This is a genomic window from Kocuria nitroreducens, assembly GCF_042879195.1.
In the GTDB taxonomy this organism is placed as follows: Bacteria; Actinomycetota; Actinomycetes; order Actinomycetales; family Micrococcaceae; genus Kocuria; species Kocuria nitroreducens.
In genome coordinates this window covers 171,116-196,541 of record NZ_JBHZTC010000006.1, presented here as the reverse complement: position 1 = coordinate 196,541, position 25,426 = coordinate 171,116, and the positions used below count along the sequence as shown (strand labels likewise).

General features: G+C 71.3%; 17 protein-coding genes. 1 reads left to right on the top strand and 16 read right to left on the bottom strand.

What is annotated here, in order from left to right:
- Positions 1-509: 509 nt before the first annotated feature.
- The 3 genes from glgB to ACFYE1_RS06010 all read right to left on the bottom strand — a co-directional run bounded on the left by glgB (position 510) and on the right by ACFYE1_RS06010 (position 8,830).
- Positions 510-4,448 (bottom strand): 1,4-alpha-glucan branching protein GlgB, encoded by a 3,939-nt coding sequence (gene glgB / locus ACFYE1_RS06020; protein ID WP_387740977.1) that lies wholly within the window; start codon positions 4,446-4,448, stop codon positions 510-512.
- A 52-nt stretch (positions 4,449-4,500) separates the two neighbouring features.
- The gene (gene treS, locus ACFYE1_RS06015; protein ID WP_387740976.1) at positions 4,501-6,267 is read right to left on the bottom strand and encodes a maltose alpha-D-glucosyltransferase; all 1,767 of its coding nucleotides are present in this window, start codon (positions 6,265-6,267) and stop codon (positions 4,501-4,503) included.
- A gap of 106 nt (positions 6,268-6,373) precedes the next feature.
- The gene (locus tag ACFYE1_RS06010) at positions 6,374-8,830 is read right to left on the bottom strand and encodes an alpha-1,4-glucan--maltose-1-phosphate maltosyltransferase (protein ID WP_387740974.1); all 2,457 of its coding nucleotides are present in this window, start codon (positions 8,828-8,830) and stop codon (positions 6,374-6,376) included.
- Positions 8,831-8,987: 157 nt separating this feature from the next.
- Here ACFYE1_RS06010 and glgP point away from each other — a divergent pair, with 157 nt between their 5' ends.
- Positions 8,988-11,585, top strand: coding sequence for an alpha-glucan family phosphorylase (gene glgP / locus ACFYE1_RS06005; protein ID WP_387740972.1), 2,598 nt, complete (start codon positions 8,988-8,990; stop codon positions 11,583-11,585).
- 82 nt (positions 11,586-11,667) lie between these two features.
- Here glgP and glgX read toward each other — a convergent pair whose 3' ends face one another.
- The 13 genes from glgX to srlE form a co-directional block, all read right to left on the bottom strand.
- Entirely contained in the window at positions 11,668-13,887 is a 2,220-nt protein-coding gene (gene glgX / locus ACFYE1_RS06000) for a glycogen debranching protein GlgX (protein WP_387740970.1), read from the bottom strand.
- Complete coding sequence (gene rlmB / locus ACFYE1_RS05995) at positions 13,874-14,848, bottom strand: 23S rRNA (guanosine(2251)-2'-O)-methyltransferase RlmB (protein WP_387740968.1); 975 nt, start codon at positions 14,846-14,848, stop codon at positions 13,874-13,876. The genes glgX and rlmB overlap by 14 nt, the downstream gene beginning before the upstream one ends.
- A gap of 39 nt (positions 14,849-14,887) precedes the next feature.
- Positions 14,888-16,318 (bottom strand): cysteine--tRNA ligase, encoded by a 1,431-nt coding sequence (gene cysS, locus ACFYE1_RS05990; protein ID WP_387740965.1) that lies wholly within the window; start codon positions 16,316-16,318, stop codon positions 14,888-14,890.
- Positions 16,319-16,353: 35 nt separating this feature from the next.
- Positions 16,354-16,851, bottom strand: coding sequence for a 2-C-methyl-D-erythritol 2,4-cyclodiphosphate synthase (gene ispF, locus ACFYE1_RS05985; RefSeq protein ID WP_387740964.1), 498 nt, complete (start codon positions 16,849-16,851; stop codon positions 16,354-16,356).
- Between the two features lie 105 nt (positions 16,852-16,956).
- Positions 16,957-17,343 (bottom strand): hypothetical protein, encoded by a 387-nt coding sequence (locus tag ACFYE1_RS05980; RefSeq protein ID WP_387740963.1) that lies wholly within the window; start codon positions 17,341-17,343, stop codon positions 16,957-16,959.
- A gap of 37 nt (positions 17,344-17,380) precedes the next feature.
- Entirely contained in the window at positions 17,381-18,127 is a 747-nt protein-coding gene (locus tag ACFYE1_RS05975) for an IspD/TarI family cytidylyltransferase (protein WP_387740961.1), read from the bottom strand.
- Positions 18,128-18,244: 117 nt separating this feature from the next.
- A complete protein-coding gene (locus ACFYE1_RS05970; RefSeq protein WP_387740960.1) occupies positions 18,245-20,071 on the bottom strand; it encodes a 2-oxo acid dehydrogenase subunit E2 in 1,827 nt (608 codons plus the stop codon).
- A gap of 1 nt (position 20,072) precedes the next feature.
- On the bottom strand, positions 20,073-21,083 hold the full coding sequence (locus ACFYE1_RS05965) for an alpha-ketoacid dehydrogenase subunit beta (protein WP_449274635.1): 1,011 nt from the start codon (positions 21,081-21,083) through the stop codon (positions 20,073-20,075).
- 8 nt (positions 21,084-21,091) lie between these two features.
- Positions 21,092-22,063: a thiamine pyrophosphate-dependent dehydrogenase E1 component subunit alpha gene (locus tag ACFYE1_RS05960; RefSeq protein ID WP_387740958.1), complete on the bottom strand. Its 972-nt coding sequence runs from the start codon at positions 22,061-22,063 to the stop codon at positions 21,092-21,094.
- Positions 22,060-23,406 carry an NAD(P)H-dependent oxidoreductase gene (locus tag ACFYE1_RS05955; RefSeq protein ID WP_387740956.1) on the bottom strand — a complete coding sequence of 449 codons (1,347 nt, stop codon included), beginning with the start codon at positions 23,404-23,406 and terminating at the stop codon, positions 22,060-22,062. Before ACFYE1_RS05955 ends, ACFYE1_RS05960 begins: the two co-directional genes overlap by 4 nt.
- A gap of 57 nt (positions 23,407-23,463) precedes the next feature.
- Complete coding sequence (locus tag ACFYE1_RS05950) at positions 23,464-23,877, bottom strand: transcriptional regulator GutM (protein ID WP_387740955.1); 414 nt, start codon at positions 23,875-23,877, stop codon at positions 23,464-23,466.
- 13 nt (positions 23,878-23,890) lie between these two features.
- A complete protein-coding gene (locus ACFYE1_RS05945; protein ID WP_387740953.1) occupies positions 23,891-24,283 on the bottom strand; it encodes a PTS glucitol/sorbitol transporter subunit IIA in 393 nt (130 codons plus the stop codon).
- Between the two features lie 58 nt (positions 24,284-24,341).
- The gene (gene srlE, locus ACFYE1_RS05940; RefSeq protein WP_387740951.1) at positions 24,342-25,424 is read right to left on the bottom strand and encodes a PTS glucitol/sorbitol transporter subunit IIB; all 1,083 of its coding nucleotides are present in this window, start codon (positions 25,422-25,424) and stop codon (positions 24,342-24,344) included.
- Positions 25,425-25,426: the final 2 nt, after the last annotated feature.

Below are 25,426 nucleotides of genomic sequence, written 5' to 3'. Positions count from 1 at the left end.
AACCCATCAACCGAATAAAACATCCGGTATCAACAAACATGGCACACTATTGAGTTCTCAAACAACAGACCGATCAGCGTGTCGTACTTGACACTTTGCTTCCGGAGTGCTCTGCAACCTTAGCCCTTCCGGTCGACCCCGGTCAATCTCAGGTGAACTCTTGGTTACCTGATCGTGACGGCGCCGCCTTCCGGCGAAGCTCACAATCTCCCACTCTAACACTCTTCCGGTTCCGTGCAACTGGCTGGCTGCTCGGCGCGGACGTCTCGATGTGGGAAGCCGCCCCGTGGATCTCCCGGAGGAGTTCCACGCCGCGGCGACTTGGAAGAAGTTACTCCGTTTCCGCGGCCCGTGCAAACCGGTCGCCGCAGCCCCGTGCCGCCACCCGTCGAGGGGTCCTTCGAGGTGGCCGCCCCAGGGTCGCGTGGCCGGGGGATGGGCCCGGATCCGAGGATCCGGGCCCATCCCGTGGCTCCGGTCCGCGCCCCGTGGGCGCGACCGGGGCCGGATCAGCGCTCGGCCGGCTTGAGGTACAGGACGGCCAGCGGCGGAACGGTCAGCTCGACCGACGCGGGGTTGCCGTTGTGCGCGCCCTCGGTGGCGGTGACCTTGCCGAGGTTGCCCACACCGGAACCGCCGAAGAGCTCGGAGTCCGTGTTGAGCGCCTCCACCCACTCGCCCGCCCACGGCAGACCCAGCCGGAAGTTCTCGTGCGGATTGCCGGCGAAGTTCGCGACGCACACGAGCGGGTTGCCCTGCTCGTCCCAGCGGGTGAAGGAGAGGGTGTTGCGCCCGGCGTCGGCCGCATCGATCCACTCGAACCCGGCGGGGTTGTTGTCCCGCTCGTACAGCGCAGGGGTCTCACGGTAGATCCCGTTGAGAGTGCGCACCAGCTCCTGGACCCCCTTGTGCGGCGGGGTCTCGGACAGCCACCAGTCCAGGCCGTGCTCCTGGGACCACTCGGACTCCTGGGCGTACTCCGTCCCCATGAAGATCAGCTGCTTGCCGGGGTGGGCCCACATGAACGCCAGGTAGGCGCGGACGTTGGCGAGCTGCTGCCACCGGTCGCCCGGCATCTTGCGCAGCAGGGAACCCTTGCCGTAGACGACCTCGTCGTGGGAGATCGGGAGCAGGAAGTTCTCCGAGAACGCGTAGACCAGCGAGAACGTGAGCTTGTTGTGATGGTAGTACCGGTTGACCGGGTCCTCCGCCATGTACTCCAGGGTGTCGTTCATCCAGCCCATGTTCCACTTGAGCCCGAAGCCCAGCCCGTCCGCGTCGGTCGGTCGGGTCACGCCCGGGTAGGACGTGGACTCCTCGGCGATCATGACGATCCCGGGGGTGCGCTTGTACGAGGTGGCGTTGGCCTCCTTGAGGAAGGCAATGGCCTCGAGGTTCTCGCGGCCGCCGAAGACGTTGGGCTCCCACTCGCCCTCGTTGCGCGAGTAGTCGAGGTAGAGCATGGACGCGACCGCGTCCACGCGCAGGCCGTCCACGTGGAACTCCTCGAGCCAGTAGGAGGCGTTGGCCACCAGGAAGTTCCGGACCTCGTTGCGGCCGTAGTCCGGGATCAGCGTCCCCCATTCCTTGTGCTCGCCCCGCCGGGGGTCGGCGTGCTCGTACAGGGGCTCACCGTCGAAGCGGGCCAGCGCCCACTCGTCCTTCGGGAAGTGCCCCGGGACCCAGTCCACGATCACGCCGATGCCGGCCTGGTGCAGCTTGTCCACGAGGTAGCGGAACTCGTCCGGGCTGCCGAAGCGGGAGGACGGCGCGTAGTAGGACGTCACCTGGTAGCCCCAGGACCCGCCGAACGGGTGCTCGGCCACGGGCATGAACTCCACGTGGGTGAAGCCCTGCCAGGTGAGGTACTCGACGAGCTCCTTCGCGAGGTCCTTGTAGCCGAGGCCCTTGCGCCACGAGCCGATGTGCAGCTCGTAGACGCTCATGGGCGCGTTGTGCGGATCGGTCGCGGCGCGGCGCGCCATCCAGGCGTCGTCCTGGAACTCGTAGTCGGACTCGAAGACGCGGGAGGCGGTGGACGGCGGCACCTCGGTGCCGAAGGCCATGGGGTCCGCCTTCTCGCGCCAGCCGCCGTCCCGGCCGAGGATGCGGAACTTGTAGGTGGAACCGGAGCCCAGGCCCGGGACGAAGATCTCCCACACGCCCGAGGAGCCGAGGGAGCGCATGGCGTGCTCGCTGCCGTCCCAGCCGTTGAAGTCGCCGATGACCCGCACCGCCTGGGCGTTGGGCGCCCACACGGCGAACGCCACGCCGGTGATGTCGCCCATCGCCGAGGGGTAGCGGCGCACGTGCGCGCCGAGGACGGTCCACAGCGTCTCGTGGCGGCCCTCGCCGATCAGGTGGAGGTCCAGCTCGCCGAGGGTCGGCCCGAAGCGGTACGGGTCGTCCAGCCGCTGCGGCTCCAGCTCCCGGTAGGTCACGTCCACGCGGTAGTCGGGGATCCGACCCGGCTCGTGGGCGGGGACCACGCCCGTGAAGATGCCGCCCCACTCGTGCTCGAGCTCGAAGGTGCCGTCCTGCGTCACGACGGCCACGGCCGTCGCGAACCGCCGCAGCGTGCGCACGGTGACGCTGCCGTCCGGATTGAGGTGGGCGCCCAGGACGCCGTGCGGGTTGTGGTGGCGGCCCTCGGACACCGCGGCCAGCACGTGCTCTGCCACGGGCACCGGTCCCGCCGGGGCCACGTCGTGGCCGGCCGGGACGGCGCGGGACTTCTGGACGGGATCGGATCGGTCCTGCGGGGTGCTGGCGCTCACTGCGTCCTCGATTTCCGTTCCCGCTGCCGCTGGGATGAGCCGCGCGGAGCGGGAGCTGTCGTCGTCGTGGCCGGTGCCGGACGCGGGGTCCGCACCGGCGGTATCAGGGTTCACGCTACGCGACCGGAGGCTCTCCAGTGAACGGCGAACCGCCGCGGCCGGAACGTCCACCCAGTCGGGGCGGTTGCGCTGCTCGTAGACGACCTCGTACAGGGCCTTGTCCAGCCACAGCGCCAGGAACAGGGGGGATTCCCGGTCCACCGTGTGCCCCGCGCCCTGCTCGTAGCCCGCCAGGAAGGCGTCGCCGGCGCGCCGGCCCCACGCCTCGGCGTCCTCCGCTCCGGCCCGGGCGCCGAAGGCGGCGGCGTAGTCGAAGGAGCGCAGCATGCCGACCACGTCGCGCAGGGCGACGTCCGGGCGGGTGCGCTCCTCGATGGCCCGCAGGGGCTCGCCCTCGAAGTCCAGGACCTTGAACTGCCCGTCCTCGGTCTGCAGGACCTGGCCCAGGTGGTAGTCACCGTGGATCCGCTGCAGCGGGGGCAGCTCCGGCACGTCCCCGAGGGACGTGATCAGCTGGTCGAGGGCGGCCGCGTGCTCGGAGAACAGGGATCCCGTCTCGGTGCGGGCCCAGCGCAGGCGACCGCCGAGGTCGTTCAGGAGTCGGGCCCGGGCTGCGTCGTCGGGGGCGGCCGCGCCGAACGCGCGGCCCAGGTCGCGGTGCACGCGGGCGGTCGTGCGGCCCAGTTCCCGGGCCTCCTCGGTGAAGTCCGCGTCCTGCTCCGCGGCCTCGACGGCCCGTCCCCACGCGTCGGCGGAGCCGGCGAGGAACTCGGTGGCCACGGCCAGCTGGCCCTGCACGGCGCTCAGCCCGGCGCGCCAGCGGGCGTCGAGCCACCCGAAGGTGCTCGGCACTGCGGGGCAGCCGAGTGCGGTGAGCTCCCGGCCCACCTCGACGTCCGGGTTGTCGCCCTCCCCCAGCACGCGGAAGAACTTCACGATCACGGCATCGGCGTCCGCCCGGCCCGCGGGCGGGGTGAGGATCACAGAGGAGTTCGACTGCTCGCTGGAGATCACGCGGACCTGCGCGGACGTCTCGACCGCGTACGGGACGCGCAGCACGTCACCGTGCGCACCGGTCACCGTCAGCCCCAGGGGGCCGGAGCTGACCGCTTCAGCGCCCTGCATGAGCTCAAGGACCGGCCCGACGAACGCCGGGTCCCCGACCCCGTCGTAGACCCAGGGACCGGCCACGGCGTCCTCCGCGCCCGGGAGCGGGATCCCGGTGCGGTGGGCCACGGCACGGCCGGCGCGGGCGGCCCGCTCCCGGAGGAAGCGCGCGGCACGGCGCGGGGTGGCGTTCTCCTCCGGCGGGACGTCCGTCCCGGCCTCCTCGGCCGCAGCCGGCGCCAGCTCCCCGACGAGGAAGCGCTCGGCGCCCTCGAGGGGCGTGGCGCGGAAGCTCAGCGGCACCTGGAGGAGCTCGGTGCGCGCCCCCTCGGAGGCCTCCACCAGGAGGATCCGGGCGCCGGCTCCCTCCTGGTCCGGCAGGGCCAGCTGCGCGACGACCCGCAGTTCCACCCCCGCACCACCGTCCGCGAAGGGGAACCACCGCTGCCGTGGCAGCCACCGGCGCAGGAGGTCGAGGAGCTCGTCGGGGTGCTGGTCGGTCATGGGGTCGGTCCTTCCGGGACGGGCGAGGAGGTGGCCGGACGCACGGAAGCGCTCAGGACTTGGTCGCGGTGATGATCGGCATGGCCGTGGTCTGGGGGTGCGTGCCGTCGTCGCGGGGGGCAGCCCGGAGGCGCAGCCAGAAGAAGTCCTGGCTGCCCAGGGTGATGCGGTACTCCCCGGCCTCGTCCACCTCGCCGAACAGGTCGCCGCCGAAGAGCTCGCGCAGTCCGCGGCCCGCGAACTGGGGCAGCCGGATGCGCGCGCACGCGGGGGTGTGGGCGAGGTTGAACAGGCACAGCACGGTCTCTCCGCGCCCGTCGTCGGCCTCCTCGTCGGGGAGCACGCGCAGGAACGCCAGCACGGAGTCGTGGTCCGTCTCCACGTTGACGTAGGCACCGAGGCCGAACGCCGGGTGCGCCTTGCGCACCGCCAGCATCTGGCGCATCCAGTGCAGCAGGGACGACGACGACGCCAGCTGCGCCTCCACGTTGACCTGGTTGTAGTGGTAGACCAGCGACTGCACGACCGGCAGGTACAGCTTGCCCGGGTCCGCCTTGGAGAACCCGGCGTTGCGGTCCGGGGTCCACTGCATCGGGGTGCGGGAGGCGTCGCGGTCGTCGAGCCAGATGTTGTCGCCCATGCCGATCTCGTCCCCGTAGTACAGGAAAGGGCTGCCCGGCAGGGACAGGAGCAGGGCGTGGATCAGTTCGATCTCGGCCCGCGAGTTGTCGAGCAGGGGGGCCAGCCGGCGGCGGATGCCCACGTTCGCGCGCATGCGCGAGTCGGGGGCGTACCAGCCGAGCATCGCCTGGCGCTCCTCGGTGGTCACCATCTCGAGGGTCAGCTCGTCGTGGTTGCGCAGGAACGTGCCCCACTGGGTCCCTCGCGGGATGTCCGGCGTCTCGTGCATGGTCTCCACGATCGGGGCGGCCTTCTGGTCCCGCAGCGCGTAGAAGATCCGCGGCATGATCGGGAAGTGGAAGCACATGTGGCACTCGGGGTCGTCCTCGCTGCCGAAGTACTCCACCACCTCGTGCGGCATCTGGTTCGCCTCGGCGATCACCACGCGCCCCGGGTACTGGTCGTCGATCATGCGCCGCAGGCCGACCAGGAAGTCGTGCGTGCCGGGGAGGTTCTCGCAGTTGGTCCCGTCCTCCTCGATCAGGTACGGGATCGCGTCGGCCCGGAAGCCGTCGATGCCCATGTCGAGCCAGAACTTCACCACGTCGTGGACGGCCTCCACCACGGCGGGGTTCTCGAAGTTGAGATCCGGCTGGTGGGAGAAGAACCGGTGCCAGAAGAACTGTCGGCGGATCGGGTCGAACGTCCAGTTCGACTCCTCGGTGTCCACGAAGATGATCCGGGCGTCCTGGTACAGCTCGTCGGTGTCCGACCAGACGTAGAAGTCGCCGTAGGGGCCCTCGGGGTCCTCGCGGGAAGCCTGGAACCACGGGTGCTGGTCGCTGGTGTGGTTGAGCGGGAGGTCGATGATGACCCGCAGGCCGCGGGCGTGCGCCTCGGCCACGAGGCGCTTGAAGTCGCTGATCGTGCCGAACTCGTCGAGCACCGAGTAGTAGTCCGAGATGTCGTAGCCGCCGTCGCGCAGCGGGGACTCGAAGAACGGCGGCAGCCAGAGGCAGTCGATGCCCAGCCACTGCAGGTAGTCGAGCTTGTCGATCAGGCCGGAGAAGTCGCCGGAGCCGTCACCGTTGGCGTCGGAGAACGCCCGGACGAGCACCTCGTAGAACACCGCTTTGCGGAACCAGTCGGGGTCGTGCGAGATGCCGGGGGCGTTGAGCGAGTACGGCGAGATGCTCATGCGGGGGTGCCGCCTTTCGGACAGGTGGGTCGGAGGCCATCGGTGCTGAGGTGGGCCCTCCCGGGGATGTCGCCCGGGAGGGCCCCGACGGGGTGCGGTCGAGCCCCTACTTGACGTTGCGGCGGACGTGCAGGACGTGCGCGGGGTCGTAGTGCGGATCCAGGCGCACGTAGTTGTGCGTGCCCCACTTCCAGGAGTGCCCGCTGAGCAGGTCGTCCACCCAGAAGCTGCCGTCCTCGTTGAAGTCCGCGTCGTCCAGGTTCAGGGACTCCAGGTCCAGCCACACGGTGCCCTCGCGGACCGCGTGCGGGTCCACGTTGACGACCACGATGACCGTGTCCTTGTAGCTCGAGCCCCCGTGCCGCACCGTCTTCGTCTTCGTGTAGGCGACGAGGGCGTCGTCGGACGTGGACTGCACCGTCAGGTTCTGCAGGTCGCCCAGGGAGGCGTGCCGGCGCCGGATCTCGTTGAGCCGGGTGAGGTACGGGGCCAGGGACTCGCCGCGCTCCTCCGCGCCGGCGAAGTCACGGGGCCGGTACTCGTACTTCTCGTTGTCGACGTACTCCTCGGCACCTGCGCGGGCCACGTGCTCGTACAGCTCGTAGCCGGCGTAGACGCCCCAGAGGGGCGAGCCCGTGGCGGCCAGCACGGCACGGATCCTGAAGGCCGCGGGGCCACCGAACTGCAGGTACTCGGTGAGGATGTCGGGGGTGTTGACGAAGAAGTTCGGCCGGTACACCGCCGAGGTCTCGTGGCTGACCTCCTCCAGGTACTCCTCGATCTCCTTCTTGGTGTTGCGCCAGGTGAAGTACGAGTAGGACTGCTGGAAGCCGACCCGCGCGAGGCCCTGCATCATGGCAGGACGGGTGAACGCCTCGGCCAGGAACACGACCTCGGGGTGCTTCGCGTTGACGGTGCCGATCAGCCACTCCCAGAACCACAGGGGCTTGGTGTGCGGGTTGTCGACCCGGAAGATCTTCACCCCGTGGGAGATCCACAGCTCCACGATCCGCAGCACCTCGAGGGACAGGCCCTCGGGGTCGTTGTCGAAGTTGATCGGGTAGATGTCCTGGTACTTCTTCGGCGGGTTCTCCGCGTAGGCGATGGAACCGTCGGCACGGGTCGTGAACCACTCCGGGTGCGCCGTGACCCACGGGTGGTCCGGGGAGGCCTGCAGGGCGAGGTCCAGGGCCACTTCGAGGCCGAGGTCCCCGGCGCGGGCCACGAAGCCGTCGAAGTCCTCGAACGAGCCGAGGTCGGGGTGGATCGCGTCGTGCCCGCCCTCGGGGGCGCCGATGGCCCACGGGGACCCCGGGTCCTGCGGACCGGCCGTCAGCGTGTTGTTCGGGCCCTTGCGGTGCGCCGTGCCGATCGGGTGGATCGGGGGCAGGTAGATGACGTCGAAGCCCATGCCGGCGACGGCCTCGAGGCGTTCCGCGGCGGTCCGGAAGGTGCCGGAGGTCCAGGTGCCGGACTCGGCGTCGAAGATGGCGCCCTCGGAACGGGGGAAGAACTCGTACCAGGACCCGCGGCCGGCGGCGGCGCGCTCGACCTTCAGCGGGTAGCGGCGGCTCTCGGTCACGAGGTCGCGCACCGGCCGCTCGGCGACCACGGCCAGGACCTCGGCGGAGGTGCCGGCCTCGAGCCGGTGCTCGGCGGGCAGCTCGCCGTTGCCGAGCGTGCGCGAGACCGAGCGGAACAGCTCGGCGTCGGTGTCCGGGCGGCCTGGCTCCGCGGCGGCGCGGTCGAAGAGCACGACGCCCTCGGCCATCATGAGGTCGACGTCTTGGCCGACGCCGACCTTGATTTCGGCGGCGTGGCGCCACGTCTCGAACATGTCGCCCCAGCCCTCGACGGCGAAGGTCCAGGCGCCCTCGGCGGTCGGCGTCAGCCACGCCTCGTAGCGGTCGGTGCCGGGGGTGGTGAGGCGCATCGGCACGCGCTCGGCCTCCGAGCCCTGCGGGTCGTACAGCACCGCGGTCACGCCCAGGGCATCGTGGCCCTCGCGGAACACGGTGGCGCCCACGCGGATCGACTCGCCCGGTACGGCCTTGGCCGGGAAGCGCCCGTCCTCGACCACGGGGCTGACCCCGACGACCGGGATCCGGCCGTAGACCAGGCCCTCGCGGGAGAACGCCGTTCCGGCGGCCTTCCGGCGGGTGGTCGTCGCCTTCCGCGGCGTGGTGGCCTTCTTGGCGGTGGCCGTCCTCGTGGTACCGGACTTGGCGGCCGGTGCCTTGGCGGCCGCGGGCTCCTTCGCGGCGGCGGTCCTGGCCGTCGAGGTCCGCTTGGCACGCGCCTTGGGCTCCGCCGCGGGGACGACGGCGATGCCGGGCTCGTCGGCCACGGAAGTCGTGCCCTCCGCGTCCGGGCCCTTCCGGGCGGTGGACGCCCTGCGCCGGGCCGGTGCCTTCTTCACGGGCTGCTCGGCCGGCGCCGCGGCGGCGCCGGTCTCGGCGCCGGGAGGTGCGGGCGTCGTCGACGGGTCGGGGGCGGGCGCGCCGGACGGGCTCGAGGCCGGGTCGGACGGGGGCGGCGTGTTGGCTTGGCTCACCTGGACCACGTTAGCGACAAACCCGGCGATCGTTAAGCCCGCTGTCGAACCGTGGGACGGTGTCGCCGCCCCCGTGTCCCTGCCCCAGTGGGGCGGCGCGGCGCGCCGGGGGACGAATGGGCGGCGGCGCCCCCGTCCGGCAACGAGGCACCGGTAGTCTGACAGGGTGAAGGCAATCCGTAGATTCACCGTGCGCACCGTGCTGCCGGAGTCCATCGCCCCTCTGAGCCGACTCGCGAGGAACCTTCGCTGGTCCTGGCACCGGCCCACCGAACAGTTGTTCGCCGAGCTGAATCCGCAGGCGTGGGACGCCGTCCACGGGGACCCCGTCAAGCTCCTCGGCTCCCTCACCCGCGAGGAGATCCAGCAGATCGCCCAGGATCCCGGCACGGTGCGCCGGATCGAGGAGCTGGACGCCGATCTCGAGTGCTACCTCACCGACGACCTGTGGTACCAGAAGACCCAGTCGGAGGACGCCCCGAAGGCCATCGCCTACTTCTCCGCCGAGTACGGTGTCACCTCCGTGCTCCCCCAGTACTCGGGCGGGCTGGGGATCCTCGCCGGCGACCACCTCAAGAGCGCCTCGGACCTCGGCGTGCCGGTGGTGGGGGTCGGCCTGTTCTACCAGCACGGCTACTTCAAGCAGTCGCTGTCCCGTGACGCGTGGCAGCAGGAGTCCTACCCCGTGCTCGACCCCGACGGCATGCCGCTGACGCTGCTGCGGGAGAAGGACGGGAGCCCGGTCCGGATCACCCTGCCCCTCCCCAACGGCCGCTCCCTGTCCGCCCACGTCTGGCGGGCCGACGTGGGCCGCGTCCCCCTGCTCCTGCTCGACTCGGACATCCCGGACAACGACGACCACGCCCGCAACGTCACGGACCGTCTCTACGGCGGCGGCGGCGACCACCGGCTCCAGCAGGAGCTGCTCCTCGGGATGGGCGGGATCCGGGCGCTGCGGGCCTTCTCCCGGCTGACCGGGGCGCCCGCCCCGGAGGTCTTCCACTGCAACGAGGGCCACGCCGGGTTCCTGGGCGTCGAGCGGATCGCGGAGCTCATGGACCCGGCGGACGGGACCGAGCCGATGACGTGGGACGAGGCCCTGACCGCGGTGCGCTCGGCCACCGTGTTCACGACCCACACCCCGGTGCCCGCGGGCATCGACCGGTTCGAGCAGGCGCAGATCGAGCACTTCCTCAATGCGGGTCTCGCCCCGTCCGTGCCCACGGCCAAGGTCCTGTCCCTGGGCGCCGAGGACTACGACGGCGGCGACCCCGCCAAGTTCAACATGGCGGTCATGGGCCTGCGCCTGGCCCAGCGCGCCAACGGGGTGGCCAAGCTGCACGGCGTGGTCTCGCGGGGCATGTTCCAGGGTCTGTGGCCGGGCTTCGACGTCGACGAGGTGCCGATCGGCTCGATCACCAACGGCGTGCACGTGATGACGTGGATCGACCCGCGCATGGCGGAGCTGGCCCTCGACCCGATGGGCCCGGACCTGAACCGGGCCGCTCGGTGGCGCCGGATCTACGGCGTCAACGACGCCGAGCTGTGGTCCGTCCGCCGGGAGCTGCGCACCCGCCTGGTGGAGGACGTCCGCGCCCGGCTGCGGGCGTCGTGGAAGAAGCGCGGTCTCGCGGACGCCGAGCTGGGCTGGACCGACACGGTCCTCGACCCGGGCGTGCTCACGATCGGCTTCGCCCGCCGCGTGCCCACCTACAAGCGGCTCACGCTCATGCTGCGGGACCCGCAGCGGCTCAAGCGGATCCTGCTGGACCCGGAGCACCCCGTGCAGCTGGTGGTCGCCGGGAAGTCCCACCCGGCCGACGAGCAGGGCAAGCGCCTGATCCAGGACCTCGTGCGCTTCACGGACGACCCCGAGGTGCGCCACCGGATCGTGTTCCTCCCCAACTACGACATCGCGATGGCCCGCACCCTCTTCCCGGGCTGCGACGTGTGGCTGAACAATCCGCTGCGCCCGCTCGAGGCGTGCGGCACGTCCGGGATGAAGGCCGCCCTCAACGGCGGGCTGAACCTCTCGGTGCTCGACGGCTGGTGGGACGAGATGTACGACGGCCAGAACGGCTGGGCCATCCCGACCGCCGACGAGGGCGCGCACCCGGACGAGCGCGACGACATCGAGGCCGCTGCCCTCTACGAGCTCATCGAGAACCACGTGGCCCCGCGCTTCTACGGCGAGACGGCGGAGGGCTCGGACCCGAACACCGACGGCGTGCCGCACCAGTGGCTGGCCATGGTCAAGCACACCCTGGCGACGCTGGGCCCGCAGGTCTCCGCCAAGCGCATGCTCGAGGACTACGTGCGGCACCTCTACGTGCCGGCCGCCGTCTCCGGCCGCCAGGCCGCCCTGGACGGCCACGCGTCCGCCCGGGCGAAGTCCCGGTGGGTCGGCCGGGTGCGCCAGGCGTGGGGCCAGGTGTCGGTCGAGCACGTGGACACCGAGGGCGTGGCCCAGGAGCCCCAGATCGGCGACGAGCTCACGGTGTGCGCCTACGTCTCGCTCGGCTCACTGAGCCCGGACGACGTGTCCGCGGAGATCGGGTACGGCCGGGTCTCGGAGACGGACCACATCCACGAGCGCAAGTACGCGGACCTGAGCGCCGTCGACGACCTCGGCGGCGGCCGGCACAAGTTCTGCGGCACGATCACCGTGGACCGCTCGGGCCCGTTCGGCTACACGGTCCGGGTGCTGCCCGCGCACCCCGAGCTCGCCGACAAGGCGGAGCTGGGCCTGGTGACGAGCGCCTGAGCCGGCGCGGCGCCGCGCCGCACGGGAGGGGCCGCACCCGCACGTCGCGGGTGCGGCCCCTCCCTCCGTGGACCGCTGCCGCTCAGAGCACCCGGAAGAGGGTCACCGAGCTGGCGGGAACGCCCTGGGCCTGGCCCGCCCGGTAGCGCGCGCCGTAGCGCCCGTGCAGCACGGAGGCCGTGCTGTGCATCAGGGAGTAGACGCCGTCGGCCTTCTCCAGGGGGTGCCCGTCCTCGTCCGGCCGGAGGAGGTCCGCGAGGTCCGGGAAGGTGATCGCCATGTCGGCGCTCGCGCCGTTGACCACCATGAGCCCCGCCACCCGGCCGCCGCGGGACCCGATCAGCACCTGGATGGTCCGGGCCCCGGGGGTCTGCCAGTCGGTGGCGGTCATGGCCGACCCGTCCGGGCCGAACCAGTGCATCATGACCTCGTCGGGGCGGGTCGGGAAGTGGGACGGCTGTCCCGCCATGAACTCCCCCCGCACGCCCACCAGGGAGCGGGTGGCCGCGAGCATGGCGCGGTCCGCCGGGGTGAGCCGCCAGTCCACCCAGGACAGCTCGTTGTCCTGGCAGTAGGCGTTGTTGTTCCCTCGCTGGGTGCGGCCGAACTCGTCCCCGGCCGTGATCATGGGCACGCCCTGGGAGAAGAGCAGGGTGGCCATGACGTTGCGCGAGGTCTGGGCCCGGTCGGCCCGGATCCGGACGTCGCGCGCCGGGCCTTCGACCCCGTGGTTCCACGAGTGGTTGTCGTTGGTGCCGTCCCGGTTCTTCTCCAGGTTGTCCTGGTTGTGCTTGCTGTCGTAGGAGACGAGGTCCGCGAGGGTGAAGCCGTCGTGGGCGGTCACGAAGTTCAGGGACGCCAGGGCGCTGCGCCCGGACGCGGCGAACATGTCCGAGGAGCCTGCGAGCGCCCCGGCGAGCCGTGCGGCGTTGCCGCCGTCCCCGCCGAGGCTCATGCTGCGCGGGCCGGTGAGCCAGAAGTCGCGGACGGTGTCCCGGAAGCGGTCGTTCCAGTCGGCCCACCCCTCGGGGAAGTGACCGGTCTGCCATCCGCCCATGCCCACGTCCCAGGGCTCGGCGATGAGCTTCGTCCCGAACAGGGTGGGATCGGCGCCGACGGCCACGAGGAAGGGGTGGTTGCGGGTGAAGCGGTGGCGCTCGTCCCGGGCCAGCTCGGGGGCGAGGTCGAAGCGGAAGCCGTCCACGTGGCAGCGCTCCACCCAGTAGCGCAGGGAGTCCAGCGCCATCTGCACCACCCGCGGGTTGCCGAAGTTCACGGAGTTGCCGCACCCCGTGACGTCGACGTAGCGGCCGTCCTCGCCGTGGCGGTAGTAGGCCTCGTCGCCGAGCCCCCGCCAGCAGTAGGCGGGCTCCTCCTGGCCGGCCTCCGCCGTGTGGTTGTAGACGACGTCGAGGTACACCTCGAGACCTGCGCGGTGGAGCTCCCGGACCATGGCCTTGAACTCGTCGAGCACACCCTGCGGCCCCCGGGCGCGGGCGGCCTCGGTCGCGTAGCCGGCGTGCGGGGCGAAGAAGCCCAGCGTGTTGTAGCCCCAGTAGTTGCTCAGCCCGAGCGACGTGAGGTGCGGCTCGTCCAGGTGGGCGTGCACGGGCAGGAGCTCGACGGCCGTGACGCCCAGGGACGTGAGGTACTCGGTCATCGCGGGGTGCGCGAGCCCCGCGTACGTGCCCCGGAGGTGCTCCGGGACGTCCGGGTGGAGGGCGGTCAGGCCCTTGACGTGCGCCTCGTAGACGACGGTGTCCCGCCACGGGGTGGCCGGGTGGCGGTCCTCGTCCCAGTCGAAGTCCTGCTGGACGACCACGGAGACGTAGCGCCCCCCGTAGGCGTCGGGCCCGGGGGCGTCGACCCCGGGCGGCGGGGCGACGCGGCGCAGCCCCTTGCCGTAGGGGTCGAGCAGGATCTGCTGGTCGGCCGGGCCCGGGGAGCGGTGGCGGGAGGCGACCGGCGAGTCGGCGGGCACGAAGCCGTACTCCGTGCCGGCGGGCAGGGCCGGGGCCTCGTCCCGGTGCCGCAGGTAGTCGAAGCCCGTCTCCGAGAGCCGCTGCTGCTCGGCCGGCGGGATCGTCCCGTGGTGCACGCCGCCGGTGCGGCCGGTGAGCCGTCGGCGCTGCCAGCGCCCGCCGGGCAGCCGGAAGACGATGTCGAGGTCGGGCACCCCCGGGGCGTAGACGGCCACGTTGGCGCTGCCGTCGCGCTCGTGCGAGGGGTGGACCCCGAGGGGGTAGGGCTGGGAGACGTACGGCCGGCCGGTGTCCTGCCGCCGGGGCTCAGGAACCAGCACGGCGTCGCGACACCTCGTACAGGGTGATGCCCACGGCCATCGAGGCGTTGAGCGACTCCATCGTGGAGTCGATGGGGATGGAGACGATCTGGTCGCAGTTCTCGGTGACCAGCCGGGACAGGCCCTTGCCCTCCGAGCCGACCACGACGACGAGCGGCTCGGTGGCCAGCTCGAGGCCGGGCAGGTCGACGTCGCCGCCGCCGTCGAGGCCGACCACGAAGTAGCCCATGGCCTTGAGCTCCTCGAGCGTGCGGTTGAGGTTGGCCGCCTTCGTGACGGGCACCCGGGCCGCGGCACCGGCGCTGGTCTTCCAGGCGGAGGCCGTGACGCCCACGGACCGGCGCTCGGGCACGATCACGGCGTTGCCGGAGAACGCCGAGACGCTGCGGATGATGGCGCCGAGGTTGCGGGGGTCGGTGATCCCGTCGAGGGCGACCATCAGCGGGGGGCGCCGGATGTGCCGCTTCTCCCACTGGGTCATGAGCTTGCGGGCGGTGTCCACGGCGTCCTGGTACTCGTAGGCCGGCACCTGCAGGGCCACGCCCTGGTGCACGGCGTCGCTGGTGAGCCGGTCGAGCTCGCCCTTGGAGGCCTCGAGGATCGAGATCCCGCGCTCCGCGCAGAGCTGCAGGATCTCGCGCACGCGGTCGTCGACGTCGATCTTGCTGGCCGCGTACAGGGCCTTGGCGGGGATGTCCGCTCGCAGCGCCTCGACCACGGAGTTCCGCCCGGTGACGAGGTCCTCCTGGACCTTGCCGCGGGTCCGGGCCGGGGAGCGGCCACCCAGGTTCTGCCGGCGCTCGGCGGCCTTCTTCATCTTGTGCGCCTTGTGGTACGGGCGGTCCTCGGCCTTGGGGGTGGGGCCCCGGCCCTCGAGGGCCTTGCGGCCGTGGCCGCCGGTGCCGACCAGGGGGCCCTTCTTGTTCTTGCGGATCGCGCCGGGACGCTTGGGGGCTGGCATGGGTACCTCTGTTCGGTCGTGGATGGTGGTGCGGCCCGGTCAGGCCACGGACCAGGTGGATCCGCCGGTCGCGTCGCGCACCGCGACGCCGGCCGCGGCGAGCTCGTCCCGGATGGCGTCGGCCCGCGCCCAGTCCTTGGCGGCGCGGGCCCGGTCGCGCTGGGCCAGCAGCGAGCGCACGAGGGTGTCGAGGGCCGCGTGCTCGGCCGCGTTCCCGGCGGCGTCCCCGAGGTCCATGAGCCAGGTCAGGCCGAGGACGTCGGTCATGGCGCGCACCGCGCGGGCGGGTGCGGCGGCGTCCAGGCCGTCGGCGAGCGCGGAGTTGCCGGCGCGGACGGTCTCGTGGAGGACGGCGAGGGCCTGGGGCACGTTGAGGTCGTCGTCCATGGCGTCGCCGAAGGCCTGCGGCACGTCCCCGGCCGCCCCCCCGACGTCAGCACAGGTCTCCCGGGCCGCCCGCAGGAAGGACTCCACCCGCTCGACCGCGGACGTGGCCTCGGCGAGGGAGGTGGGCCGGTAGTCCAGCACGGACCGGTAGTGGGCCTGGCCGAGGTAGTAGCGCACGGCCAGAGGCCGGGCCTCGGCGAGCATGTCCGCCGGGGAGACGGTGTTGCCGATGGACTTGGACATCTTCTCGCCCGCGTAGGTGACCAGTCCGTTGTGCAGCCACAGGGTCGCGAACCGCTGCCCGGCCGCCGTCGACTGGGCGAGCTCGTTCTCGTGGTGGGGGAAGCGCAGGTCCAGGCCCCCGCCGTGGATGTCGAAGTGCTCGCCGAGGTACTTCGCGGCCATGGCGGAGCACTCGAGGTGCCAGCCGGGCCGGCCGGCGCCCCAGGGCGAGTCCCACCGGGCGGTCCCGGGCTCGCCCGCCTTGTGCCCCTTCCACAGGGCGAAGTCGCGGGGGTCCCGCTTGCCGCGGGGGTCGGCGTCGGGGGCGTCCTGCATGTCGTCGACCGACTGGTGCGTGAGCTCGCCGTACCGCTCCCAGGAGCGGACGTCGAAGTAGACGTCCCCGGAGCCGTCCGGGGCGGGGTAGGCGTGCCCGGCGTCGACCAGGGTACGGATCAGGGCGTGCATCTCGGGGACGTGGCCCGTGGCGCGCGGCTCGTAGGTGGGCCGGCCGACGCCGATGGCGTCGTAGGCGGCGTTGAACGCCTGCTCGAACCGGTAGGCGAGCGCCCACCACGGCTCGCAGGGGTGGTCGCCGTCGTAGTCGGGGGCGAAGGACGCGGCCGAGTTCACGAGGATCTTGTCGTCGATGTCGGTGACGTTGCGCACCGTGGTCACCCGGTAGCCGCGGTGGGCGAGCCACCGGGCGAGCTGGTCGAAGACGAGGGCCGAGCGGACGTGGCCGATGTGCGGCATTCCCTGCACGGTGGCGCCGCAGTAGTACAGACGGGCCTCGCCGGGATGGGCGGGCGCGAAGTCCCGCACGGTGGCGGTGGCGGTGTCGTAGAAGCGCAGAGTCACACGGCCCATCATAAGGGCGGCCGGTGGCGCGCCGGTCAGGACCCGCGCGCGTCCGCGGGGACGACCAGAGCGGTGGCCACGGCCGCGAGACCCTCGCCGCGGCCCGTGAGCCCGAGGCGGTCGGAGGTCGTGGCGCTGACCGTGACGGGCGCGCCGGCCGCGGCGGTGAGCACGGCCTCGGCCTCGGCGCGCCGCGGCGCGAACCGCGGCCGGTTGCCGATCAGCTGCACCGCGACGTTGCCGATCTCGAAGCCGGCCTCTCGCACGATCCGGGCGGCCTCGGCGAGGATGCGCGTCCCGGACGCGCCCTTCAGCTCGGGGCGGTCCACGCCGAAGTTGGCCCCCAGGTCCCCGGTGCCCGAGGCCGAGAACAGGGCGTCGGCGGCGGCGTGGGCCACGACGTCCCCGTCCGAGTGCCCGGCGAGCCCCCGCTCCCCCGGCCACTCGAGCCCCGCGACCCACAGCGGGGTGCCCTCGGGCCCGAAGGCGTGGACGTCCACGGCGATGCCGGTGCGGGGCAGGATGGTGCTCACCGCCTCAGTCTGTCATCTTCCGGCTACGCCACCACGACCGCGGGAATCCTGGTCCGGGCGTCCGGGCGTCCGGGCGCGGCGGAGAGCCCGTGCGGTAACACCCCGCTACTGCTCGCAGCCCGGGGGTGCGGGGCTCTCGATGCTCCGGTCGAGCGGAGGGGAGGAGTCCCCCTCGTACTCGGCCGGCTGCCGGGAGGCGATGGCGAGCCGCACCTCCCCCAGCACCTCCCGCGGCTTGGTCGCCACGGCCCGGGGCAGGCTCAGCGTGTACCCCAGGGGGTGCTTGCGGAACCGCCGCATCATGCGCCGCGGCTTGCTCGCGAGGCGCCGGCCGACATCGGGGAAATAGTCGTCCGCGACCTGGATGTTCACCTGTGTCCCGCAGTTGCTGCACTTGAAGGCCGCCACGAGCCGGCCGGCATAGGTGACCTCGTGGTCGCACTCCTTGAGGCACGAGGCGCAGACTAACGATGCGTGCTGGATCTGTTCCATCGCTACCTTCAATTCTCGAGGACGCCGCGTCCCCTGCTCAGTGCACCTGGTGGTCGAGGGCGGCGAGCAGTTGCTGGGCCACGACGAGATCGTGGGCGTAGGTGATCTTGAAGTTCTGGTCCTCCCCGGAGATCCAGCGGATGGACAGGTCCGTGTAGCGGGCGACGCAACCGGCCGTGTCCGTGGCGTCCAGTCCGTCCCGGGCCGCCGCCTCGTAGGCGTCGACCAGGGGCCGGGCGGCAAAGCCCTGCGGGGTCTGCGCGCGGACCAGATGATCACGGTGCAGCTGCACGGACGAGGCGCCGTCGTCACCGGTCACGGACAGATCGGGACCGTAGAGTGCCGGGATGGCGGCCCCGTACTCACGGGTTGCGTGCAGCACCGCGGCGCACAGCTCCTCGGAGAGCAGGGGCCGGGCCGAGTCGTGGATGAGGATGGAGTCCACCTGTCCCGCGTCGATGCGCGGCACCAGGTGCCGGAAGGCACGCAGCTCCGACCCCTGACGGGTCGCGTCCCCGTAGACGATCTCTACCTCGGCTGTCACCTCTTTGTCGAGCACCTCCTCGGCACGCCGGTGGTCCTCCGGCCTGATGACCAGCACGAGCGGTGAGATGTCGCTGATGGTGGCCATGACGTTGAGCGACCAGGAGATCAGGCTCTGGCCCGCCAGAGGCAGGTACGCCTTGTTCACGGATCCGCCGAAGCGGGTGCCCGAACCGGCCGCCAGCACGATCCCTGCTGCCGTGGGTCGATCGGTCGAGGCCTGGCCTGCTGGGGGCTTCATGCCTCAATCCTAGTCGGGGCGGCCTCCCAGCAACCACTCGACGGCCGGTCGTCCACCCGACGGCGCCCGAGCGGCCGGACACCCGGCCGACCGGCCGGGCGCCCGACCCGCCGGGGCCTACTCGACGGCGCCCAACCGTGCGGGGTCGGCGAGGACGTCCCGCAGCGTCCCGATGAACCGGGCCGCGTCCGCCCCATCGGCACTCCTGTGGTCGGCGGTCAGCCCGGCGGTGCACAGCAGGCGCGCCCCGAAAGTACCGTCCTCACCGATGACGAGCCTGGGCTCGATCGAGCCCAGGGACAGCGCCGTGGAGTGCGGGGGCGTGAGCAGCGCGTTGAAGGAGCTGATGTTCCAGCCCCCGAGGTTCGACAGCACGGCTGTTCCCCCCCGCAGCTGCTCCAGCTTGAGCGATCCCCTTCGCGCGTCGGCAGCCGCACCACGGATCTGCCGGTCGAGCTCCAGGAGGGGGACGATGTCCGGGTTCTTCAGCACGGGCGCCAGGAGGCCGTTGTCCGTGTCCACGGCCAGGGCGATGCCCACGTCCGCGTTCGGCGTCAGTCCCTCGTCCGACCAGTAGGCGTTGAGGGAGTGGTGCGTGCGCAGGGCGATGGCCTGGGCCTTGAGCAGGACCGCGGTCCAGCCGGCCCCCTTGAGCTCGGTCCTGCGGACCTTGTCCAGGTGAGTGAGGTCCAGGTCCGCGTAGACGGTGAACTGCGGGACCCGGGCGGATGCCGTCATCACCTTCGCGGTCTGCTTCCGCAGGCGCCGGCGACGGATCTCCGCCCGCGACCCCGCCTCCGACCTCGGTGCGCTCTGCTTCGGCGACGACGCGGTCGGCGGAGCAGACGCCGTCGTCGTGCCCTGTGGGGCTGCAGCAGCCGACCGGCGAGGAGCAGCAGCGACCGGCTCCGCAGCCGGGGGCCGGGCGGCGGCGACGGCCTCCACGTCCTGCACGCGCACGGTGTTCCACGGCCCCGTGGGCCGGACGGATGCCAGGTCCACCCGGGTCTCGGCGGCGAGCCGGCGCGCCGCCGGAACCGCGACCGGCCAGGCGGGTTGCCCTCCAGCCTCCCGGGTGCTCCCGGGGTCCGCGTTCGAGGACGCGGTGGCCGGGGCGGGCGCCGGGGCCGTGTCCTGGGACTCGACCGCCACCGGCACCGAGACCCCGCCCTGGGCCTCGGCCACCGACGGCACGGGCGGGCCGGCCACCGACTCGGCGTCCGGCTCGGCCGCGGGGGGTGCGGCCGGCTCGTCGAACATGTCCCCCAGCAGGTCCTCCGCCTCCGTGGTCATGTAGCACAGGGGTTCACCCACGGGGACCACGTCCTCGGGCTGAGCCACGATCTCCTCCAGCACCCCGCTGAAAGGGGCCTCCACCTCCATCTCGACCTTGTCGGTCTCCACCTCGCAGATCGGCTCCCCGGCCGTGACGGTGTCCCCGGGCTGCTTGAACCACTGCGCCATGGTGCCCTCCTCCATGGTCATGGACATCTTGGGCATCGTGACCGGCTTGCGGTTGCCGGAGCCCGCGGCCGAGGACACGGACTCCGGGGCCGTGTCCTGGGACTCGACGGACACCGGGACCGAGACCCCACCCCGGGCCTCGGCCGCCGACGGCACCGGCGGCCCACCGACCGGCTCGGACGGCTCGGCCGCGGCCGGCGCCGCCGGCTCGTCGAACATGTCCCCCAGCAGGTCCTCCGCCTCCGTGGTCATGTAGCACAGGGGTTCACCCACGGGGACCACGTCCTCGGGCTGAGCCACGATCTCCTCCAGCACCCCGCTGAAAGGGGCCTCCACCTCCATCTCGACCTTGTCGGTCTCCACCTCGCAGATCGGCTCCCCGGCCGTGACGGTGTCCCCGGGCTGCTTGAACCACTGCGCCATGGTGCCCTCCTCCATGGTCATGGACATCTTGGGCATCGTGACCGGCTTGCGGGCCATCTCACCACTCCTGGACCAGTTGGGTGGCGGCTGCCACGATGTCGTTGACCTGCGGCACGGCGGCCCTCTCCAGCTTCGGGGCGTAGGGGATGGGGATGTCCAGCCCGGCCAGGCGCTGAATAGGCGCCCGAAGGTGGCCGAAGGTGTCGGACTCGGCGATCAGCGCCGAGATCTCGCCCATGTAGCCGCCGGTCTTCACGGCTTCCTGCACCAGGAGCACGCGCCCGGTCCGCTTCACCGCGGCGAAGATGGTGTCCGTGTCCAGGGGCGTCAGCGTCCTGGGGTCCACCACCGTCGCCTCCATGCCCTGCTCGGCCAGGAGGGCGGCGGCCTCGAGGGAGCGGCTGACCTCCACACCGGTGGCGACGATGGTCAGGTCCTTGCCCTCCCGCACGACCTCGGCCACGCCGAGGGGCGTGTGGTAGGCCCCCTCGGGCACCGGCCCGGAGGTCTTGTAGAGCAACTTGTGCTCGAGGATCATCACCGGGTTCGGGTCCTCGAGTGCGGCCAGGAGCAGACCCTTGGCGTCCCGGGGGTTGGAGGGCATGACGACCTTCAGCCCCGGGATGTGGGTGAACCATGCCTCCAGGCTCTGGGAGTGCTGTGCCGCGGCGCCGGTGCCGGACCCACTGGGTGCCCGGATGACCAGGGGGACGTTGACGGATCCGCCCAGCATGAAGTGGATCTTAGCGGCCTGGTTGGCGATCTGGTCCATGGCCTGGGCGGTGAAGTCGGAGAACTGGATCTCCACGATGGGTTTCATGCCCGCCAGGGCGGCGCCGACGCCGGCGCCGACAATGCCGAGTTCGCTGATCGTGGTGTCGCGCATCCGCTGCGGACCCACCTTGTGGATCAGGTCCCCGGAGACCCCGAAGGCTCCGCCGTAGGTCCCGACGTCCTCCCCCATCATGAAGACCCGGTCGTCGGCCTCCATGGCCAGGAGCAGGGCTTCGCGGATGGCTTCGGAATACGTCATCGTGCGTGTCTGCACGTCGGTCAGGGTGTCAGTCATGATCTCGCTCACTTCGCGTAGACGGCGGACAGAAGGTCGTCGACGGAGGATTCCGGAGCCGCGTTGGCGGCACGGACGGCCGCGCGGAGCTCGTCGCGCACCGCGGTCCGCACCTCCTCGAGCTGGCCCTCGTCCAGGGTGCCGTGCTCAACGACCTGCTTTTCGAAGGCGAGGATGGGATCCCTGCCCTGCCACTCCTGGATCTCCTCGCGGGTGCGGTAGAGGTTCTTGTCGCTCTTGGAGTGGCCCTTCCACCGGTAGGTCAGGGCTTCGATGAACGTCGGTCCACCGCCGGAGCGGGCTCGGTCGACCGCGGTCTGCACCGCGTCGTGGACCGCTTGGACGTCGTTGCCGTCCACGGTCACCCCGGGGAGCCCGTAGCCCAAGGCCCGGTCGGAGAGCTTCTCGAGCCGGAAGGCCTGCTCGGAGCTCATGGACATCCCGTACTTGTTGTTCTCGCAGATGAAGACCACGGGCAGCTGCCACATGACGGCGAGGACGACGCCTTCGTGCCAGGCTCCCTCGCCCATCGCGCCGTCCCCGTGGAAGCAGACGGCGACCTGGTCGGTGCCCTTCATCTGTGCGGCCAGTCCTGCTCCGGTGGCGATGGGGATGCCTCCGGCTACGATGCCGTTGGCTCCGAGGTTGCCGGTCTCGGGGTCGGCGATGTGCATGGAACCGCCACGGCCCTTGCAGTAGCCGGTCTCCTTGGCCAGCAGTTCCGCCATCATCCGCTCGATGCTGGCGCCCTTGGCGATGCAGTGTCCATGGCCGCGGTGGGTGGAGGTGATGTAGTCCTCCCGGGTCAGGGCCAGGCATGCTCCGGCCGGGACGGCCTCCTGGCCGATCGACAGGTGCATCGTGCCGTGCATCAGGCCGCGACCGAAGAGGTCGTCGACCGCTTCCTCGAAGCGGCGGATGCGCCACATGGTGGTGAGGATCTCGATTGACTTGTCTTTGTCTGCAGCGAGCTTGTTCATCGGAGCGCGCTCTCCTTCTGGACCGTGTCCTGGACAATGGGGTCGAGGACGGACAGGTTCCCGTCCTCGAGCAGCAGGTCCTGGAGCTTGCGCAGGACGACGATGGTGCGGGTCTCGTCCAGCTCGACGTCGTCGTAGGTGACCGCCACGCCGGCGGGGACGTCGCGGACCAGGGTCGCCGCGGAGGCCAGGCCGATCGGCAGCTCGCGTCCGGCGGCGGCCTCCTGGGCCGACACGGCCACGCCGTGGACCGTGGATCCGCCGATGCCGTCGATCTTCTCGCCGACCTTCAGGTCCCGCTTGGCGACCGCGGTGACCTCGGCCTTCCAGGCGACCGGTGCCAGGGAGGGCTGGCGTTCGAGGACGGCCTCCCCGATGGAGAGCACGGCCTCGATGCTGGCCAGGTGGTAGGGGCGGTAGAACGAGAAGTAGGGGCCTTCACCGAGTTTGAGGTAGCGCAGCTCCTCGCTCACGACCGGGTCCGTCGATTTGCCGATGACGAACACGCCGGGAGCCACGGGGCCCGTGGCGTAGTCGATGACACCGGAGCGGTCGAGCACGCCGCCGTCGGCCTGGGGCTTGAAGACGTCGGGCAGGCCGGCCACGGTGGTCTCCGGACCGATCATGCCGCGCTGCGAGAGCTCGAGGTTCGAGGCGTTGGCCAGGTCGGCCATCTCGATCATGGTCTTGGTGCCGTCCACGAAGGAGCAGAGCATCCGGGGGTTCATGCCCTTCGCCTCTGCCTCGGCGGTCAGCTCCTCCGGGGTGGCGGTGGGGTGCAGCGGGTTGTTCTTGCCCTTGCCGACGCAGACGATGTCCAGGCCGATGTCCTCGACGAACTCCATCAGCTTGAGGCACTCGACCGGCTCGTCGCCGCGGCACACCGTGTACACGACGCCGCTGCGCTCGGCCAGGCGCGCGAGCAGGAGCCCGACCGTCACGTCGGCCTCGACGGTCATCAGGGCCACGTCCTTGCCCGCCAGGATCGACGCGAGGGCGACCTTCGCGGCGACCTCCGGAACCCCGGAGCACTCGATCACGATGTCGATCGGAAGCCTGGTCAGGTCGACGGCGTCGGTGACGACCACGTGGCCGCCTGCCTCGACCGCCGCGGCGAGCTCGGCGAGGTTCTCGCTCTGCTGCACGTCCGTGACACCGGCGTTGGCCAGCGCTGTGACGGCGCGGTCGGCGGCGATGTCGGCCACGGCCGTGATGTCCATGCCTGCTTGGCGGCTGATCTGGGCGATGAACCCGGATCCCATCTGTCCTGCTCCGACGAGACCGACGCGCACGGGACGGCCGGTCCGGGCCTGTCGTGCAATGAGCTTCTTGCTGTATCCCATGGGGGACTCCTTAGCTGAGGTTCTTGACCGTTGAGGGGCGGAGATCTGGTGGGCTGTCTACTGGGCGGACGCCCGCGTCGCGGCGGGGGCCTTCTTCTGCTGTCGCACCAGTGCGGCGAACTGCTGCTGAGCGTCCCGGACGGCCAGGGCCGTCTGCGGGTTCCGGGCTCGCTGGTCTGCAGACCCGATGGGACCGAGCAGCTCCGGGGCGGCCCGGAAGCGTGCCAGGACCGACATGCCGGTCATCCTCTCGGCGGCCAGCACCTGCCGGGTCGCCTCGTCCACGACGAGCAGCACGACGGCCCCGCGCAGCCTTCCCTTGTGCCGGCCGGACACCAGCTTCGCGGCCCGGCCGCGGTAGGCCTCCGCGAGCTTGTTGACCCCGCGGGCGTAGGCGCGGTGCTGCAGCAGTGTTCCTCCGGCCCCGAGGACCAGGGCCGCGCCGAACAGCAGGGCGAATTCGGTGTTCATGGCGTGCCCCCGTCTACTCGGCGGATCCGGTGCGGATGGTCAGGCGCGCCCCCGGAACCGGCAGGTCCAGGGTGCCGTGGGCGTGGATGGCGCCCGGCAGCAGCTTCACGTTCTCCGCAGGGTCGAGATAGACCACCACGTGTCCCAGCTCGCGCAGGTTCGAGGCTGCCAGGTCGCCCACCTTGGTGATGCGCACGCTCTGGCTGCCCAGCTGGAGGACGTCTCCGGGCCGGGGGTCCCGGACAGCCGGGCCCGTGGGCTTGTGCACCACGCTCACCTCCGCCAGCGCGTCGGGGCACGGGTCGGCGAAGAAGATGAGCACGCCGCCCTCGACCATGGCGGCGGCTTCCTCGCCCACGGTGCTGACTTCACTGTCGTAGATGACGTCGTTCGTCTGCGTCGTCATGTCGTTCCTCTCGGTGTGGTTCACGGGTCGAATCGGGTCCATCGGTGTCGCACCTCTCTCAGACGAGCAGGAAACTGGCGGCCCAGGCGATGAGCACGGCCAGCGGAGAGGTGATCATTCGGGAGAACAGCACGGCCGGTGTGCCGACCGCCACGGTCTCCGGCTTGGCCTCCCCGAGGGAGAGCCCCACTGGCACGAAGTCGCATCCCACCTGGCCGTTGATGGCGAACAGCGTCGGCAGCGCGTACTGCACGGGCAGTGCCCCCTGGGCGATCTGCGTGCCCATGAGCACACCCACCACCTGCGCGATGGCGGCACCCGGACCGAGAATGGGCGAGAGCAGTGGGATCGCCGTGATGAACCCCAGCAGGATCAGGCCCAGCGGGTTGCTCGCCAGGGGCTGCACGCCCCGGGCGATCCATTCGGAGATTCCCGTGTAGGTCACGATGCCGATCAGGAGGCTGACGTAGACCATGAACGGCAGGATCGTCTGGATGGTCAGCGTCACGGCCTGGCGGCCCGCCGAGAGCAGGGTGTTGATGAAGTACCCGATGGCGGAGCCGAAGCTCACGACGAAGCGTGAGAACGCCCCCCCGATCTTGCTGCCGCCACCCATGGTCTGGGCCGTCTGCTCCAGGCGTTCCTTGGCGGGAGGCCTGGCGAACGTGGTGGACGCTGCCGTCGGCTGCCCCGCGTCCGCGGGGGGAAGGCCGCCGGACGCCTGCTCCCCCTCCGCCGGCCGGACCTGGCCCACGCCGACCGCGGACACGAACAGGTCCTCGGTGATGAACTGCGCCAGGGGCCCCGAGGGTTCCCCCGGATAGACGTCGACCGTGGCGATCTTCTTGCGCGGATACACACCGATGCGCGCCGTACCACCGCAGTTGATCACCGCGGCGAGCACCGACTCGTCCGGGACGGAGGTGGTGAAGCCGTCCACGGCCTCGGCCCCGGTCAGCTCAGCGATCCGCGCGGCGACCGGATGGATCCCGCCGCCGGTCACGGACAGCACGATGTTCTTCTCCGGCGTGGGGGTCAGGTGCAGGCCCTTGCCCCAGCCGCCGCCGCCGCGCTCGACGGTGACGGACCTGTAGTCCGCGTTCTCGTCGCTGTGCTGGGCAGCGTTGGTCTTCTCGCTCATGC